Annotated in this window: 16 protein-coding genes and 1 pseudogene; 3 read left to right on the top strand and 14 right to left on the bottom strand. The window is 34.3% G+C overall.

Annotation, left to right across the window (positions count from 1 at the left end; genetic code table 11):
• Positions 1–89: 89 nt before the first annotated feature.
• The 9 genes from ACEWFJ_RS13340 to ACEWFJ_RS13300 form a co-directional block, all read right to left on the bottom strand.
• Positions 90–1004, bottom strand: coding sequence for an RnfABCDGE type electron transport complex subunit D (locus ACEWFJ_RS13340; RefSeq protein WP_473688873.1), 915 nt, complete (start codon positions 1002–1004; stop codon positions 90–92).
• A complete protein-coding gene (locus ACEWFJ_RS13335) occupies positions 1001–1921 on the bottom strand; it encodes an FAD:protein FMN transferase (RefSeq protein ID WP_473688872.1) in 921 nt (306 codons plus the stop codon). The genes ACEWFJ_RS13340 and ACEWFJ_RS13335 overlap by 4 nt, the downstream gene beginning before the upstream one ends.
• A complete protein-coding gene (locus ACEWFJ_RS13330) occupies positions 1914–2420 on the bottom strand; it encodes an FMN-binding protein (protein WP_473688871.1) in 507 nt (168 codons plus the stop codon). Before ACEWFJ_RS13330 ends, ACEWFJ_RS13335 begins: the two co-directional genes overlap by 8 nt.
• An 881-nt stretch (positions 2421–3301) precedes the next feature.
• Positions 3302–4126 (bottom strand): hypothetical protein, encoded by an 825-nt coding sequence (locus ACEWFJ_RS13325; protein ID WP_473688870.1) that lies wholly within the window; start codon positions 4124–4126, stop codon positions 3302–3304.
• A gap of 269 nt (positions 4127–4395) precedes the next feature.
• Positions 4396–5220, bottom strand: coding sequence for a DUF2785 domain-containing protein (locus ACEWFJ_RS13320; protein ID WP_473688869.1), 825 nt, complete (start codon positions 5218–5220; stop codon positions 4396–4398).
• Between the two features lie 533 nt (positions 5221–5753).
• Positions 5754–6956 (bottom strand): L-lactate MFS transporter, encoded by a 1203-nt coding sequence (locus tag ACEWFJ_RS13315; protein WP_473688868.1) that lies wholly within the window; start codon positions 6954–6956, stop codon positions 5754–5756.
• A 282-nt stretch (positions 6957–7238) separates the two neighbouring features.
• Positions 7239–8243: a serine hydrolase domain-containing protein gene (locus tag ACEWFJ_RS13310; protein WP_473688867.1), complete on the bottom strand. Its 1005-nt coding sequence runs from the start codon at positions 8241–8243 to the stop codon at positions 7239–7241.
• A gap of 173 nt (positions 8244–8416) precedes the next feature.
• Positions 8417–9253 carry an adenosylmethionine decarboxylase gene (gene speD, locus ACEWFJ_RS13305; RefSeq protein WP_098310267.1) on the bottom strand — a complete coding sequence of 279 codons (837 nt, stop codon included), beginning with the start codon at positions 9251–9253 and terminating at the stop codon, positions 8417–8419.
• A gap of 227 nt (positions 9254–9480) precedes the next feature.
• On the bottom strand, positions 9481–9606 hold the full coding sequence (locus ACEWFJ_RS13300; protein ID WP_255258154.1) for a hypothetical protein: 126 nt from the start codon (positions 9604–9606) through the stop codon (positions 9481–9483).
• A gap of 200 nt (positions 9607–9806) precedes the next feature.
• Between ACEWFJ_RS13300 and ACEWFJ_RS13295 the strand changes: the two genes are divergently transcribed.
• Both ACEWFJ_RS13295 and ACEWFJ_RS13290 read left to right on the top strand, forming a co-directional pair.
• Positions 9807–9959 (top strand): hypothetical protein, encoded by a 153-nt coding sequence (locus ACEWFJ_RS13295; RefSeq protein ID WP_176524671.1) that lies wholly within the window; start codon positions 9807–9809, stop codon positions 9957–9959.
• A 5-nt stretch (positions 9960–9964) separates the two neighbouring features.
• Positions 9965–10287, top strand: a pseudogene (locus ACEWFJ_RS13290) (hypothetical protein).
• Between the two features lie 171 nt (positions 10288–10458).
• On the opposite strand, the gene ACEWFJ_RS13285 reads toward ACEWFJ_RS13290, so the two are convergent.
• A complete protein-coding gene (locus ACEWFJ_RS13285) occupies positions 10459–11928 on the bottom strand; it encodes a S8 family serine peptidase (RefSeq protein WP_473688866.1) in 1470 nt (489 codons plus the stop codon).
• 472 nt (positions 11929–12400) lie between these two features.
• On the opposite strand from ACEWFJ_RS13285, the gene ACEWFJ_RS13280 reads away from it, so the two are divergent.
• The gene (locus ACEWFJ_RS13280) at positions 12401–12628 is read left to right on the top strand and encodes a hypothetical protein (protein ID WP_473688865.1); all 228 of its coding nucleotides are present in this window, start codon (positions 12401–12403) and stop codon (positions 12626–12628) included.
• A 285-nt stretch (positions 12629–12913) separates the two neighbouring features.
• Here the strand turns inward: ACEWFJ_RS13280 and ACEWFJ_RS13275 are convergent, their stop codons facing one another.
• The 4 genes from ACEWFJ_RS13275 to ACEWFJ_RS13260 form a co-directional block, all read right to left on the bottom strand.
• On the bottom strand, positions 12914–13729 hold the full coding sequence (locus ACEWFJ_RS13275; RefSeq protein ID WP_473688864.1) for an MBL fold metallo-hydrolase: 816 nt from the start codon (positions 13727–13729) through the stop codon (positions 12914–12916).
• Positions 13730–14023: 294 nt separating this feature from the next.
• The gene (locus ACEWFJ_RS13270; protein ID WP_377884693.1) at positions 14024–14167 is read right to left on the bottom strand and encodes a hypothetical protein; all 144 of its coding nucleotides are present in this window, start codon (positions 14165–14167) and stop codon (positions 14024–14026) included.
• 221 nt (positions 14168–14388) lie between these two features.
• Positions 14389–15042, bottom strand: a complete 654-nt coding sequence (locus ACEWFJ_RS13265) for a phosphatase PAP2 family protein (protein WP_473688863.1) — start codon at positions 15040–15042, stop codon at positions 14389–14391.
• Between the two features lie 215 nt (positions 15043–15257).
• Entirely contained in the window at positions 15258–16616 is a 1359-nt protein-coding gene (locus tag ACEWFJ_RS13260) for a HAMP domain-containing sensor histidine kinase (protein WP_473688862.1), read from the bottom strand.
• Between the last annotated feature and the right edge of the window lies 1 nt (position 16617).

The following is a 16617-nucleotide window of genomic DNA, read 5'->3' as shown; positions in this document are numbered from 1 at the left end:
TGTCAAAAGGACCTACTTCCTATAACTTGACACCCTTTATTGATATAGAACTGAGTATTTAAAAATACGGATATGATCAGTTTGTAAGCTTAAATAGCTGGTGAAGCTGATGATGCACGTGTTGTTTTTTTGTTTTTAGAAATTTTCAATGCTTTCCATCCATTTGCAATCAATATGCCTACTAATAGAAAAATTAACCCTTCAAACATCATATAAGAAACTATACTTGCTATTGCTGTAATAATCCCGAATATAACTTGATCTTTATACTTTCCTAGAGAAGTCGGTGGATCAGTAAGCATAAAGAATGCTAAGAATAAGGTTGAATTTATATAAGGGACCCTTAGCATATCCCCCACATTTGCAGTTCCTGTAATTCCTAAAATCAAAAGTATAAGAAAATAAACACCTAAAAATGAAAAAACTTGTGGGAATTTATTTACTTTCTGTGTTACAAAAAATCCTGTGATACATACAAACATAATGCACCAAGTAGGGAGCATAGATAGTCCTCCCCACCAACTCTGTCCGCTTGAAAATAAAACAGCTGTAACAAGTAATCCGAAGGCAGCAGGATTAAATATAGGTTTTTTCTTAACTGTAAATAGATGTTTCGATGCAATTGCAATCGCTGCCGTTAATGCTGAAATATACGAGGAAACCATTGGACTTAATACGAGTGCAACAATCAAGCCTGTTATAGCAGCTCCATCAGGAAGTGCGAGTTTTCGTTTTTTTAGCACAGCAATTAAAGTATCTATGAACATTGCAGTTGCAGCCGAAATTCCTGCATGAACAAGACCGGTATAATTGGCCATATTTACCTGAGCTATTAACATTAATAAAAGCAGCATAACTAAGACGAGTCTTTTAGGAGTCATAAAGGGTTTATGGCTTCGCTTTTGTTGCCGGCTTTCTCTTGTTTCGTCCACGATCAAATATCCTTTTGGTGTACGAATATATTTTTGTCCCGTCCTGCTCATTACTTTTTTATCCACGCTCATACAAATATTCCCTCCATTCCTTGTGTCATATTTATGTCTAAAGAGGATGTAATCCATATACCTTCAAGATCAACATTTTTCAGCAGTGTAGCTCCTTCTTTTCTGCCTAATAGAAAAGCTGCTGTTGAAAAAGCATCTGCCATCATCGTAAAAGGCGCGATTACAGTGCAGCTTACGATATTAGAATGAGACGTTCCTAAATGTGGGTGTATGAGATGATGCTCATTCATATGAACAGGACTCTTTCGTTCATAGCTGCCAGAGGTACAAACTGCCTTATCGGTTAGCTGAACTTTACAAATTGTTTTTTCCTTTTGGAAAGGATGTTGAATACCAATGACCCATGGTTCTCCCTTTTCATTTGTACCACTAGCAAAAAGATCTCCACCAGCATCGATGACAAAGCCTTCAAAATCGCGTAGTTCTTGAACAGCTAAGTCAACTGCCAAGCCTTTTGCAACAGCACCTAAATCTAACAAAAGCGGTTTTTTCAGCAAAATAGTCCGTTTTTCTTCATCTAGAATCACATCTTGATAATTAGCAGTAACTACTGCAGATGAAACAAGTTCTTCACCTGTTAAATAATGACGGTTAAATCCGTACTCCTCAAGTGTATACCCTAACGCTAGATCGAATGTTCCTTGCGTTAAATCAGCTACTTGCCATGCAAAGCGAACAGCCTCAAAAAGGATATGACTGACTTGGATTGCTTTACCGCTTTGAGTGCATAGGCGTCGAAGTTCACTCTGATGATTGAAACGGCTGCATACTTCTTCTACAGCGTAAAATGCTTGAAATGCCTTTTCCACTTTTTCTTTTATATATCTTTCTGTGTGTGATGTGACTACTTTGATATGGATAATTGTTCCCATGTAAAGAGCGGATTGTTCATATGTTTTTCTTATTCGATTACGCATTCCCTGTCACACTTCCTGTATTTTGTGTTTTATAAGATACATTGGCCTGCTTTGCCTGTAATAAAGCATTCTGAACTGCTTCTTGAAAATCTTCGGTACTTCTTGTTGCGCCGGAAACTACATCTACATCTGCACTTTGTCGATCCACGACTTGTTGAGGCAAGTCGTCAATGTAAGATTGAGAATAAGAAGTGGTGCAATCTGTAATTTGCACAGATGTAATTTTATCTTTTTGAATGGTAACTGCTACAGCTACTGAACCGATGCGATTTGCACCCTGACCATAATATGTCCCATCTTTATACGTACTTTTAACCTTTTTAGTTGTTATATCGGAAGTGCTAGAAGGTACCTTAGGTTGCGGTGTAGATTCCGTTATATTTTGGGAAGCTTGTTCAACTTCTTCTTTTGGAGATTCCGTAGTAATATATCCTGCTGTATAAATCATTCCTACAGCAACTGTGCATAATGTAATCATTTTGTTTCCCATTTTAGCCATATTCATGACCCCCTGCATCATTGTTATAAAGTATTTGAATATCTATTTTTCATTTTACAGAGCGATTTTTAAAAAGTTTTAAAAACCTTTTTCTCTAGTAAAAGATTATTGTTTTTCTTTTTTACCTTACATATTGAATCTATATACAAATTCAAAGCATTCATAAAAAAGAACAGCCTTTTCCCGATTAAATATTGAGAAAAGGCTGTTCTTTTTTATCTTTCTTGGTTAACTATGAAGAATATACGTGCTGTTCTAGTTAACTGTTAAATTTTTGATCTAGTTGGATTGTTGTGGTTCCTGCTACGTTGATTTCGGCTATTATCACGATAACAGGTCTAAAGCTCAGCCCACAAATCATATATATGATGATTAATGGTACAATCACCATCGAAAATTGGGGGAGATTTGTTCCCTTTTTATCCTGGCTGCCTTGGGGAATATCACTAGGGATAGCAACTCTGGCCTATTATTTAAGAAGACGCGGTCGATGTAAGCATTGTGGTAAACTTTAGTACTCATCGTTTTTCTGCCGGGACTCTATGAAGCGTTAATATAGATAACACCAAAAGAGTGAATTTAGATTACTATAAATCTTAGAATAATTACTATTTTGAGTGTAATCTATTTACATCAACACTTTGTGAAGGTTTATTGCTTGATGATCTTTTCATTTTCTACATGGATATTATTTTGTTTACACTGCTATGCTAAATACACAAAAAAAGAGTCTTAATAATTAAGACTCTTTTTTGATAAACAATTTGTATTTCTTTTTATTGGTTATTTTTTATCCCAGAAATATATTTACTAAATTGATTAGAGGTCAATGACCTTTTTAGATCCTTTTATCCACTTAATTGAGCAAATACATTTGTTAATCACTTAGACGTAGACTCAAAGTGAGCGGCAATAGATAATGCATCTTGGATAGCGCCGCTTGTTTCTATCCCATATAAAGTATTTCCATTTTGCCAATATACACGGTTTTGTTTCTGTCTTGTATCCACTTCTATAACTGCGTAAGAGTCTGGAGTTGGTAGTGGCTCTTTCTCTAATTGTTTCACTATGGATTTTGCTACAGGTATATTGTCATCTTTATTTGCCGATGGACTTTTTACGAAAATTGCCCAATGATCCTTAACAGCATTCAAATACATCGTTCCTGCTGCCCCATCGGTAAAACCTTTGACTCCATATCCTAAATCTATTCCGCTAGGATCATCATTGCTTGGTATACCTTTATCGTAATCAGGATTTAATGCAAACGTTGAACATAAACTTTTACCCGCTTCTTCCTTTGTCTCATACTGTTGGACAAAAAGTTTTGCAATTTGCTTAGCTTGATTAGAATCCGAAAGTGCAGCGGAATCGACAGGTAATGGGCTATTGCTTTCAAAAAATGTAACAGTGTAATTTTTATCTTGACCTTCTGTGTATGCAGATAAAAACTTGTTTTCATTAGACAGAGGGATTTCTGTTGGTAAGAATATATTCATTTTTGTCTTTGCTGTTAAAGCTGTTCGAGTGGCTGCAAATACATCTTTTTGTTTTGATGCATGAGACTCTTGTTGTTTTTCTGTTTGTTTCGATGTATGGGATTCTTGTTGCTTTTCAGTTTGTTTCTTAGATGTATTCGTTTCTTTTTGTTCACATGCCCCTAGTAAGAGTAGGGAAATACACATGAATGCTGAAAGTTTTTTCATTTTTTCTACCTCAATTTTATTAATTTTATGAGAACTAACATTATGACCCTAATAATAAAGTATCTTCAAAGTAATACATTTAGAGGTCTAAATACACGACTTTGCTAAAGCATTCCCAATACCTATCCCTTTGTGCTCGGATAATCTGATCCAACCATGTTTTAAAATCGCACCGAAGTAGCCCGATATAGTAGTTATTCAATCTTACTTATAAAAGATATAACACTATGAGAGTAACACTTGCTAACGGAATCCAACATTTTTCTATACTAAAATTTCTTCAATTCTTTCAAAGTTTCCAACACAGCAATCGTAAACCCAGAGTTTGCTTCTTTCTCTAAAGCTCGGAAATACAAGCTTCTTAAGAATGATTTAATGTTTTGTACTAAGATATCATTTCGAGGAGCTGGGGCTTCTTCAATTACCGTAAAGCTGTGAAGCCAGTTTTTCCATTCTTCTTGGGCCAATATACCTTGGTTTCGTAAAGACATTACTGCTGTCACTAATCTTTCATCCTCAAAGTTTATGTACAAGTAATCGTGCAGACGAATCTTATGACGAACAGCAGCAAGAATTGCGTGCGAAAATTCGCGATTTCGTATCGTACGGGCTAAAGCGTCTAGTGCATCTGCAGCATGCGCTGTGGAATGCGCCCATCCTTTCCCTTCTACGTATCCTCTTACATCTTGTTCGAGGTACACATATTCAAGAACTTGTTCTGCGACGCTATACAGCTGTTCTTCAGATAATAACAGTTCTTTTTCATGAACAGATAAAATAAGTGGTGGAATTAGAATAGAAAATGCACGCTTAAAAACAGAATCTGTTTCCTTTTCACCGATTTTGTAAAATAAATAATCAGGACTTAGTGCCTGCAGTAGGAGTCCGCGTAGCTCTTTTTGTCTAAATACTTCACTTGTAATCCAGCGTTCTAGCGTACTGTAAATTAGTTCATCACGCAACTCGGCATCAGGTGATCCGATATAGTCAAGCATCCATTGTGCATATGGATATGCGTCCACATCGTCTGGGACGGAGTAATTGTTATTTTTAATATGTTGTAGCTCTTGCTTTAGTTCGTATTGATCCATCATAATATTTTTTGTCCTCTCTTAAAGTTTTTATGTCTTATTTTTTATACTACCTTATATTTCTCTTTATATGCTATCCTCTATTTATAATTTCATAACATTATATAAGAAACGTGCCAATTGTTCGCTTGTAACAGCATCTCTAAAACCAAATTTAATCTATTTGTTTACTAAATCTATAATTGCTGGATACGCCTAATGAATACTTCATAAAGATGCCATTATTAATGAAGTAGCTGATGCAAATTTTGAAAGATACGTCTTTTTGAGCGTAATAATGAAATTACAGAAGTTTATTTTTGCGTATATCAACGCGGATCAGGTCCTAGCTTAGATCTTTATGTAGAGAAAAGGGTGGTAAAGTTAAGATCTAGAGAGTATGCGAATTCACATTAATCAAATTTAAAAATCATATGTATTTAGAAGTATGAATGAAGAAGAGAGATTTGCTTTTCTAATGAAAAGTAAACCCCTCTTCTTTTGTCCTTAAACCTTGAATGAGTCTCTTTTTAAAATGTAATAAAAATGAAACATGCTCACGCTGTTTCGCGATAAATTTTTTGTTGTTCCTTTTGCTGATTAGGTGGCCGAATTAAAATAGAGATGATAAATGACACAATACATAATGCGCCAATTACCATAAAAGTGGGCTTAAATCCACCTAGAAGTGCACCAATAAAGGCACCTGCGAGTGCTCCGAAACCAAAACCTTGATACACGATACCGTAGTTTTTACTATGATTTTTTAGACCAAAGAAATCACCAACAATGGCTGGAAAAATAGTGATATTTCCACCGAAGCAAAAAGCAACGCTTGCTACACAGGCGAAATAGATACCATAATTTAAGTTCACAAAACTGAGAACAAAAACAGACATACCTATAACGACAAAAGTTGCCGAAACAATTTTTAAACGGCCGATTTTATCTGATAACGGCCCCAAAATGATTCGACCAACCGTATTAAAGATAGCGACCATAGCAACCGCATTAGCTGCTGTTGCCGCGCTAAGCCCTACAAGTTGAACACCAATATCCTTTACCATGCTAATTAAATATAAGCCACTCATACATGATGTAAATAGCATGATAAATAACATATAAACTTCTTTTGTACGTAGCATTTCCCTTGTTGTATAATCATGGCTCATTGTTTCCTGAACTGTATCATGTTCAGCGGCTTTATGTATAAAACACGCGCCTATTACTACCAAAATTGCAACAATTAAGCCCCAATAGAAAAACGCTTGTGATACGCCAACTGAATCAATTAGCTTTCCATTAATGTATTTAAAAATTAAGCTGCCCGTGCCGTATGAAGAGACAGAAATACCAGCAATTAAACCTTTACGCTCTGGAAACCACTTTATTAAATTGGATAGTGAAGTGATATAGGCTGTACCATCTGCGTAACCTACAACAACACCTGCTAGCACATAAAGCATTGGTAATGAGGAAACCTGTGAGCTAAGCATCAAGCCAATTCCTAGAGCTAATCCGGCTATAATAGTGAGTTTGCGAATTCCCAATTTCTCTTGTAATTTACTCGCAAACAAAGTTGAAAATGATAAAGAAAAGCTAGTGATTGAGAAGGTTATAGCAACAGCGTTAAGATTCCAACCAAATTTATTCACTAAAGGCTGATTGAATAAGCTCCATGTATAAATCGTTCCAAGGCCTATTTGTACAATGATTGTACCGAAGACAACAAGCCATGGATTAACAGATGAATGTTTCATACCATCCTTCCCTCTCTTTTCTTACTTCAATTCTTTTCAATAATTGTCTAACGATGTTTATTATAACCACAATGATGCGCGAGATACGGATATTGAAATTAAAATAAAAATTAATACGGATTAATACCTTTCAAATAAAAATGACTTTATTGTTCTTTAGCAGCAAAAAGACACTTCATTGGTAAGTGTCTTTTTGCTGCTTAGATATATACGATTTTATTGCAGTTAAGCCGTGTTAAGGATACTTTTTACTTATCGTAATAGTTTGTATGAACAAATGGTTTAGTGAGCAAATGTATCGGCCACTAAATTGCTAAAGTCTCTTAAATATTGAAGATAGTTGCTTCCTCCATAGTTATATCTTTTGTTATACATTTTGGCGACAACGACATTATATTCAGGAATAACTAAAATTGTTGGTCCTGTCACACCTAATATTTGATAAGATCCTTTTGGAACTCTTTCACCTATTTCACTTTGCAGTGCTGGTGTATGTTGAACATACCAAAATAATCCGTTCTGCGGTAAATTTTTATTTTTATAATCAGGACTTTGAATTTCTGTTGCTAATGCAATGACTTCTTTCGGTACGATTTGTTTTCCATTCATATATCCTTTATTTAAGTGAAGGTTTCCCCAATAAGCAAATTCCCTAGCGGAGATAAAAAGATTCGTTTCTGTTCCATCATCTGATAGCCCTATCTTACATACAGCTTCTTCATTTGGATTTATGACCACTTTTACTAAATTTGCATGATCTGTTGTTTGCCAGGCTGTTTCCTTAAAATCTGCAGGTATAAAGACTCGTTCTCTCAGCAATTTTGGAAAACTTTTATTGTATAATTTGCTGATTAGATGTGTCATCATTTCGATGTTAACGCCTCTATAAGCCCATTCTTCTCCTGGTTCAAACTCTCGATAAATGATTCCGTTGTCACTCATATGTAAACCGTGAGAATGTGTTACTAAATGTCTTAAAGTTGTCTTACCGAGTAAAGTTTTATCATATTCTTCGAAGTAATCTATAGCATAATCATCTAGACACCTAATTTTTTTCTCATAAATTGCATAGGCAATCGCAAGTCCTAAATAACTCTTTCTTGCAGAAGCAACATTAAACTGTGAAGTTGCTGTAATAGGAGGGCTATTTTTTGTATTAGAATGAGTTCCGCTATAATGCTCCAATACAACTTTATTGTCTTTCATAATAAAAAGTGCTGCTGCGGAGCTATGGTTTCGTTCTTTTATATGTTCTACCCATGAAATTAATTGCTCGCATTTTTTCATTTTTTATCCCTTTCTTTATTGGATATATACCAAATTTCAATTTCGACAAAAAATGAAGAACACCTTTCTTTAATACTTCGAGTACTGACCATAAGAGCGAAATGCCTTTTTCACAACTAAAAGCAAAAAAGCAGGGATTGTTTTCCTGCTTTTTAACTGCCACTTTGGATGTCTCATTCATTTGAACTCTCTTCAATTGAGCCGTGATTCATATTTTTTCCATAAAATATTTCATCCATTTCCACTTTTAATTTCTTTGTAATTTCCTCTTGTTCGTTTATAGATAATGTTTCCTGTGTATATCCAAACAAATAGTTGTTTAGGTCAAATTCTTTTAGTTTACATTTCGTATGAAAAATATGCTCTTGATATACGTTAACATCAATCATGTCATATAAATTTTTTACATTCTCTGGGATGTAATTTTGGATTGAGCTTATTTCGTGGTCAATAAATAATTTATTACCTGTTATATCTCTTGTGAATCCCCGCACTCGGTAATCAATTGTCATAATATCCGTATCAAATGAGTGAATAAGATAATTTAATGCTTTAAGTGGTGAAATTTCTCCGCATGTAGACACATCGATATCGGCCCTAAACGTACTAATCCCCTCATTGGGATGATATTCAGGATACGTATGAACCGTGATGTGGCTCTTATCTAACTGCATGACGACCGATCCAGGAAGAGGTCCGGGTGATTCGTTAAATGATTCAGTTGGAACTTCTACAATTGGGCCTTCTGAAACTAGAATTGTTACACTTGCTCCTTGTGGAACATAGTCTTGTTTGGCTACATTTAATACGTGTGCACCTATAATGTCAGATACGTTTTTTAAAATCTTTGTTAATCTATCTGCATTATATTGTTCATCTATGTATTCTATATAGGCTTCTCTTTCTTCTCTTGTTTTTGTATAGCAAATATCATACATATTAAAACTTAATGATTTAGTAAGATTATTAAATCCATGCAATTGAATACGCTGTTCTGGTGTTAGTTTCATGGTGAAATTCCCTCTTTCTTTTATATTCAATAATGATTTACACATCCTTCATGAAATATGGTTTGTGTATTCTTTTTCTTTATGTATTTAATTGTTTTTATTTTTTACCAAAATACGGTAAATGAAATTTGTTCTATTTTATAATAAGTATGACTGAATTTTTGTTATATGAAAAAGCTTGGATCTGATTAAATCCAAGCTTTTTACATATCTAATAGTTCAAACCATTACTTATTTAAATCTTTTTTCGTTACTTCGCTTCTAATATTTACATCTTTGGAGAATTCAGTATCGTTTTTTAAGTTGTTAGGATATTTGTTTTTACGTTCTCGATTATCATTTCGGTTCGTCATAAATTATCCTCCTTTTTTTAGTTTGTACCTATTTTGTACGAAAGGAACAATTTGATACAGATAAAATTGTTCCTTTCTTTCTAAGTAAATTCACTATGAATTGATGAGATGTACAACTCTTGTTTCCACTTTTTGTGAACTTTCTTTTAGGCAAAATACATACTTGTTAGCACATACTATTCTTATTGGAGGTGACAATCATGGGACACAATCAAGACCCGTTCACAACAAAGAAACGTAATGCCAATGGACAATACGATAAGGAAGCACACAGCATCGACAGCCATGGGAATTATGTACCTAACACCCCAACAAATGATGCGATACTTCGTGCTGAAAGACCCAAAAAATGACTACCATGAGGGATGAGATATTAGAATTAGTACCAGAGACGGTAAAGAAGTTGCTCCAAAAGAAATTCAACATGGAAAAAGATGTGTCATTGATTTGGTTGTCGATGATGCAACTACTTATGAATTTGAGCCAAAGCAAGTAATCCCTTGTATTATGGCGGCTTATTATGTATACGAATCCACAGCATATCCTGATGAAATGGATGAGGAGTGGGAACTAAGCCTAGTTTTTCATGCTGCTTATCGTTCGGCGATGAAGCTTTTGTCTTACGGTAAGTATAAAGCGGAACGATCTGAGAGTGGTTGGATGAGGTATACAAATTTATAAAATTTTATTTGAAATTTGCTAATTAAACCACATTAATAAGTTTATTTTCACGTAAAAAAGTCCGATTTTAACCGTATTAAGGTTATATCGGACTTATAACAAACGTAATTTTTGAAGAAATAGAATCATTTGAGCAGTGTATCAATATCCTAAAATCCCCAAATTTCTTTATTATTTTTTTATATTTAATAACGCGTTATTAATATTTGCCTCACCAGCTCCAAATAAAGCATCTTGTCCTGGTTTACCGTAATCTTTTGCTGTTTGCTTGATTAAGTTTGCGACTTGTGCAGGAGAATATGTTGGATGAGCTGCTTTAATAACCCCTGCAATTCCTGCTACTTTTGGCGAAGCCATTGATGTCCCATGAAGTAAAGCGTAGCTATGCAGATTTGAAGTGAAATATGGAGCCAAATATGTTGGCCATGTACTTAATGCACGATAATGGAAATCACGCTGGTTTAAATCTCCCGTCTCAGCATATGTAGGACCATTATCACCGCCTGGTGCCGCTACATCAATAAAGCTGTTTCCATAGTTAGAGTAGAATGCAATTTTATCTTTTGACCATTGATTAGAAGAAGATACAGTGATGACACCCGGAATTTGACCAGGAGTTTCAACAGATGGACCTTTAAAGATAACGTCAGCTGAGCCATATTCCTTATTTAAGTAATCTGTTACCATTTTCTTATCATTCATATTCAATGATTCGTTTCCAGCTGCAGCCACGACTGTTACATTTTTTTGTACAGCATACTCAATTGCACGCTTCCAAAGAAGAACATCAGCAATATCGCTATTTTTTTGTCCATTATTATAGTATTTCAAGCTATCAAATCCGCCAATAGACATATTAATAACGTCTACTTTATCATTTGCAGCTGCAACAATAGCGTCTACAATCCAAGCTGTTGGCGCACTTCCTGATTCAGGGAAAACGCGATATGAACGAATTTTAAGATCTGGTCCAACCCCTTTTAGTTTACCGTTCGCTGCAATTGAACCTGCTACATGCGTTCCATGTCCCCCGCGATCCATTACATCAGCAGGATCGCCTGTTTCAGTTTCGTCCTCGCCAGCTGGTACAAAGTTCTGACCGCCGGTATAGTTTTTTATTAAATCAGGATGATTAGCGTCGATGCCGCTGTCGATTACACCGACTGTTGCTCCTTTTCCTGTCCCTCCATTAATCTTATAGGATGCACCATCATTTGTTATATTTTTTATATCCCACTGATATTTCCAATAGCTGTCTATATTTTCTGGCTGTGGAATATCAGTTACTGGTTTTCCGTCCGCTGCCGTTGGACGTATTTCTTCTTTATCTAAAGTATGGACAATCTCTTGATTCGCAGCTTGGATAGAAGAAACTCCTTTCAAATTATCTAAAAAGGAAGCATTGCTCGATTTTACTTCTAAAGCACCGATGGCAGGAATGGCGCGGATAACTTGTCCACCTGCATTCGAAATAATAGATTGATAATTACTTGGCAGATCCTTCTTAAAGGCAATCAAGTAATTTTTTTCTGTTTGAATTGAGCCGGTTGTTGTTTTTGTTTGTGCTGACACATTGTTTCCTGCAAGAGCGCCAAATGCTAAGGCTGTAGCTAATGTTACAGAGGCTAACTTAAAATTCATTACAATTCCCCTAAAAAATTAGTAATGTATGGATAAGATTTTATTCCACATAACAGATGATAAAACCTCCAATAAATTACCTATGTAAAGATGATTTTTTTGCCTGTCCCTATCCTTATGAACTAAGTAACTTCTGAACAGCAAACCATCTAAGAAGCATTGTTGTTGTTCTTCATTTTAAGGGGGTAGCCTATATAGTGCTTTTTTACTCTAGATTATTTCCCCAATCATTTCCTTACAGCGCACATTATTTTTGATAAATAGATAACATGTCCAATCAAGAGGATATACCTTTAAATAGAATGGTATGAGAACTACCTTCAAAGATGCAATTAAACAGATAGCCAACATATCTTGCGTTTTTCTATTCATTTTTGTTCTTATAAACGCTACTTTATGTGTCTATCTACATAGGAATTATGGGTTATTTGGAAAGGAGAGGTCTACAATAGCTTATTCATTCGAACAATGCATGAATATATGCTTAGAAATTTTAATTGCTCCAGAGACAGAAATAGAGCTTTCTATAAGTGACTACGATACATGTTCACCAGGGGTTTCAATTGATGGTAACGTAATCATCATTTCGTTACCGTTAGTTGCATGTGTAGAAATTACAATTAACGATGATTTTAGCATTTCAGTTGAACTCATTGGTTCATTAGTCTTTCTTTCTCTTCCGCCTGATAATCAGGAATAACACCAAAAAGCTGTCATCTAATATGATTATTGGAGGACAGCCACATCACGATCAAGCTAAGCTTATGTAAGGAAAGTTTAACGAGTTTCACTTTTTTTAAATTAAGGTGCTTAATCGTCAAACTTGATACAAATTTAAATGACATCTAATATATCAAAGACTGTCTTTTTCCCATACCTATGAGATTTTCATCGGTTTTTCTGTAGGAGAGTGAACAGGCGGACTAATCCCTTTGATCAATCTTGAGTGTTTTTTATATGGCTTGGAATAAAAGAAGAGATGCCTTTATAAGGCTAACTCTTTTTTTAACAAGGTAAGATTATAATCATGAAATTTTTTCATTGCTTTTGGATAATTATATTTTTTTATGAGGGCGTATGTTTCTTCTTGTTTGTCTTCTAGTAGTAACTGTTTAACTTGTGAAATATAATCAATTGATTCGGATATTCTCTTTTTCATCTCTGTTTTATCATTTGTAAATCCGCCATGTCCCGGTATTAAGATGTTAATGTCATATTTCTCTATTATAGATTCGAATTTTTTTAAAGTTGCTAAATAGTCATCACTGCTATGATAAATATACGGAAACTCTACATTAGATAAGTAGTCTCCAGCTATTACTATGCCGAATGGTTCGAGAACTGTAATAATGCCATCTTCAGTATGACCTGGAGCCTGATAAAAATAAAATTTTATGTCTCCTATTTCTAATTCCTCATATTCTTTGCTAATTGAAATATCTACATTTGGAAACTTTATTTCATATCTTCTTGTTAAGTAATAGGAACCATCAAAATCTTTAATACTATTGATAATTGATTGCTTGTCGGGGTTATCTTTTAATTTCTTACTTGCAATTACTTTGATGTGAGAAAACGCACCATAACCTAAAATATGATCAAAATCGGAATGTGTAAAAAGTAAGTAAACGTCTTTATGTTTTTTATTTTTATAAACATAGTTCTGAATCTCATTTACTTCATTAGGTAACCAAGTAGGATCTATTACTAATACTAATTTATCAGTTTCTATAATAACTGAGTTTGTTTGATAAAGAGCGCTTTGAAAGATGGTTATGTGATTATCTTTATACTGAATCATAGTTCTATGTCCCCCGCTTTAAAATTTTTCGTTTGTTTTAAAGATATTTAGATACATTTCTCTTTAAAATCAAAAAATAAAAGGAAATTATTACAAATACTCTACGGATAGAATATCATTCTTTTTGTTTGTAAGCTATGAAGTCTTTTAGCTTGACGGGGATGTGAAGGTACCCCTTATTGAATTATCACTATCTGTTGAGTAGCTTAAAAATAAGAAAATTCTCTTTTAAGTGAACAGTACATTGAAAAAGAAACCGAAACAATATCGTTTCGGTTTCTTTTTGCTAATTGATTAATATTCTATTTCATCATAATCTTTCGGCTGTGGTACTGGCTGCATATTACTTGCATCTTTTGGATCGCTGTAAATAGCATTTTCTTCAGTATTTAATTTTCTAATGTTTGATTTTTTATTATAATTAGGCTGTTTTTTCATTTGAATCATCTCCTTAACATCTTTTCAAATGTAATTATGTCCTATACTACTCTTTTCTACTCTATTTGAATGATTAGGAGTTAATCCACATGTTTATTTTTTTGTTTTTTATTAATTGTAAAAATACGGTAAATGAAATTAGCCATTGATTTTTATTATTCAATTGTTTTATCCCGCACTAACGGACAGTAGAATTCCTGCATCAATTAACAACTTTCATGTTAATTTTGTTTTGCTTTATAACGTCTTTCTTCATATAACTGATATGCCCAGATTGAAGCAGTAAGCCACGATCCGCTAGCTAGATAACCTCCCAGTACATCACTTGGATAATGAACTCCTAAGTATATACGACTTACGCCAATAGCAAGAATCATTGTTGCGCTAATTAAAATTAAAATAACACGACCAAATGAACTTTTGATATGCCGCCACAGCAAAAAAGTGACGATTCCGTACAAACTAAATGCCGCCATCGAATGACCACTAGGGAAACTGAATCCATTCGCATCAACAATGCGATGAATAGTCGGTCTGGCACGATGAAATATCATCTTTAATATCCAATTTAGAAGTGCCGATCCAATAACAACCCACACGAATAAAATCAATTCTCTTCGATGGTGCAAAACCTTATATAAAAAAAGGATTATAGCTAACGTAAGAAAAACAACGGGTAATCCCGACCCGATAAAAGTAAAGAACTTCATGATACTTGTAAGTGTTGGAGATTCCAGTCCTTGAATAAAAGAAATGACAGCATTGTCAAATCCAACAATTTTTTGGTCACTTATAAGCAGTGCAATGAGCCCAAATGCAATAGCGCACAAAAGACTAATAAAAAACGCGCGAGTTAGTTGTAATTTCAATTTCATTTCGTTAAAACAATCCTCCTTAAATACACATGCCTATCATCAATAATGTAGCAATTACAATATGTTAAATGCAGGCAACCATAGACCTAAATATCTACCATGATGCATCAGAGAAATAACCAAACGTAAAAAGTGTAGAAATTAAAGAAACCAAATAAAACGATGATTTAGATTTCTAAAATCTATCCTCACTATTATTTTTTAGTCTCACTACTTTATTCATTCATAGAGGAAACAGGTAAAAGTAATTCCACATCTGTTCCTTTTCCTTCTTCGCTTCGTATCTTGATTTCTCCCTTATGCTGTTTCATAATATTTTTTGCGATAGCTAGTCCTAATCCTGTTCCTCCTGTCTCTCGACTTCTTGCTTTATCTACCCGGTAAAATCGTTCAAAAATATGCTCTATTTCTTCCTTCGGTATACCGATACCGTAATCGCTTACTCGTATCACAGCATGATTTTCATTCTTGTCCAAGAAAATTTCAATTTTGTCAGAACTATACTTAATAGCGTTATCGAGCAATATGATGATGACTTGTTTTATTTTCAGCTCATCCATTTTAACCATGATAGGTGCTTGATCGTAATGGAGTGTAATTTCTCTTCTATAAACATCTTTAAATTGCTGTAGAATGCTATGACATAGTGATACTAAATCAGATGATTTTATTTCTAAAACAGTTTCTTTTTCTGATGCCGCTAAATCCAGTAACGCTTCCGTCATTCTTTGCATTCGAGTTGCTTCTGAATGGATTGCCTCAATCGCTTCTATTGTCATTTCTTCATTTTGGATGCCTCGTCTTCTTATTAAATTGGCATAACTTCTAATGACTGTAAGAGGAGTCTTTAGTTCATGAGAGGCATCTGAAATAAATTGTTTTTGTTTTTCAGAGTTTTCTTGTAGCCTCTTAATCATATGATTAAACGCTGTAGCCAGTTTTTCAAGTTCATCCTTTGTTTGTTTATGAATAGCTATTGTTTTTGGAACACCGCTTTGTTCAATATCTTCCATCGTTTTAATCATATTGGAAATGGGTCGCATAATAATATTTGACAACCATCTTCCACTGAGAAGAGACAATATAATGGCGATAGCGGAACAAGCAATAAGAATAGATAATAAAATGTCTTTTCTCATTTCAAGTCCGGTTAATCGCTCGCCAATCTCCAATGTACCCACAACATGATTATCCGAAGTAATGGGAACGCGAGTGATTAAGATTTGCTCCTCTCGAATTTTGTATAGCTGCGACTCAGATTTTTTAGAGAATTTAGCATCTATATTAGATAAATGTTTATCATCCGTGACTTGGCTGATCACATGAGAATCAGGATTTATAATCCGAATGAAGGAATGCTCGACTAAATATGATTTTAATTTGTCTTCTGTTAGCGTCGTTGTATTTTGTTTATGAAGTTCTTGTATAATATCGTTCGCTTTTTCAAACAGCACTTCTTCTTCCATATTTACAGTCGTTTTCATAAAAGCAAAAAATACAACAACGTTTATAATGAGTAATATACAAAATAGCCAAGCTGTCGTTAACAAATTAATTTTTGTTGTGATCTTCATC

The organism is Bacillus sp. EA-CB0995, assembly GCF_055814245.1.
Note: the sequence above shows the minus strand (reverse complement) of the source record. Positions and strands in the feature narration are given on the sequence as shown.

Bases quoted from the DNA above. Each gene is read 5' to 3' on its own strand.
- ACEWFJ_RS13340 (WP_473688873.1), bottom strand. From the start codon at position 1,004: ATGAGCGTGGATAAAAAAGTAATGAGCAGGACGGGACAAAAATATATT.
- ACEWFJ_RS13335 (WP_473688872.1), bottom strand. From the start codon at position 1,921: ATGCGTAATCGAATAAGAAAAACATATGAACAATCCGCTCTTTACATG.
- ACEWFJ_RS13330 (WP_473688871.1), bottom strand. From the start codon at position 2,420: ATGGCTAAAATGGGAAACAAAATGATTACATTATGCACAGTTGCTGTA.
- ACEWFJ_RS13325 (WP_473688870.1), bottom strand. From the start codon at position 4,126: ATGAAAAAACTTTCAGCATTCATGTGTATTTCCCTACTCTTACTAGGG.
- ACEWFJ_RS13320 (WP_473688869.1), bottom strand. From the start codon at position 5,220: ATGATGGATCAATACGAACTAAAGCAAGAGCTACAACATATTAAAAAT.
- ACEWFJ_RS13315 (WP_473688868.1), bottom strand. From the start codon at position 6,956: ATGAAACATTCATCTGTTAATCCATGGCTTGTTGTCTTCGGTACAATC.
- ACEWFJ_RS13310 (WP_473688867.1), bottom strand. From the start codon at position 8,243: ATGAAAAAATGCGAGCAATTAATTTCATGGGTAGAACATATAAAAGAA.
- speD (WP_098310267.1), bottom strand. From the start codon at position 9,253: ATGAAACTAACACCAGAACAGCGTATTCAATTGCATGGATTTAATAAT.
- ACEWFJ_RS13300 (WP_255258154.1), bottom strand. From the start codon at position 9,606: ATGACGAACCGAAATGATAATCGAGAACGTAAAAACAAATATCCTAAC.
- ACEWFJ_RS13295 (WP_176524671.1), top strand. From the start codon at position 9,807: ATGGGACACAATCAAGACCCGTTCACAACAAAGAAACGTAATGCCAAT.
- ACEWFJ_RS13285 (WP_473688866.1), bottom strand. From the start codon at position 11,928: ATGAATTTTAAGTTAGCCTCTGTAACATTAGCTACAGCCTTAGCATTT.
- ACEWFJ_RS13280 (WP_473688865.1), top strand. From the start codon at position 12,401: ATGAATATATGCTTAGAAATTTTAATTGCTCCAGAGACAGAAATAGAG.
- ACEWFJ_RS13275 (WP_473688864.1), bottom strand. From the start codon at position 13,729: ATGATTCAGTATAAAGATAATCACATAACCATCTTTCAAAGCGCTCTT.
- ACEWFJ_RS13270 (WP_377884693.1), bottom strand. From the start codon at position 14,167: ATGAAAAAACAGCCTAATTATAATAAAAAATCAAACATTAGAAAATTA.
- ACEWFJ_RS13265 (WP_473688863.1), bottom strand. From the start codon at position 15,042: ATGAAATTGAAATTACAACTAACTCGCGCGTTTTTTATTAGTCTTTTG.
- ACEWFJ_RS13260 (WP_473688862.1), bottom strand. From the start codon at position 16,616: ATGAAGATCACAACAAAAATTAATTTGTTAACGACAGCTTGGCTATTT.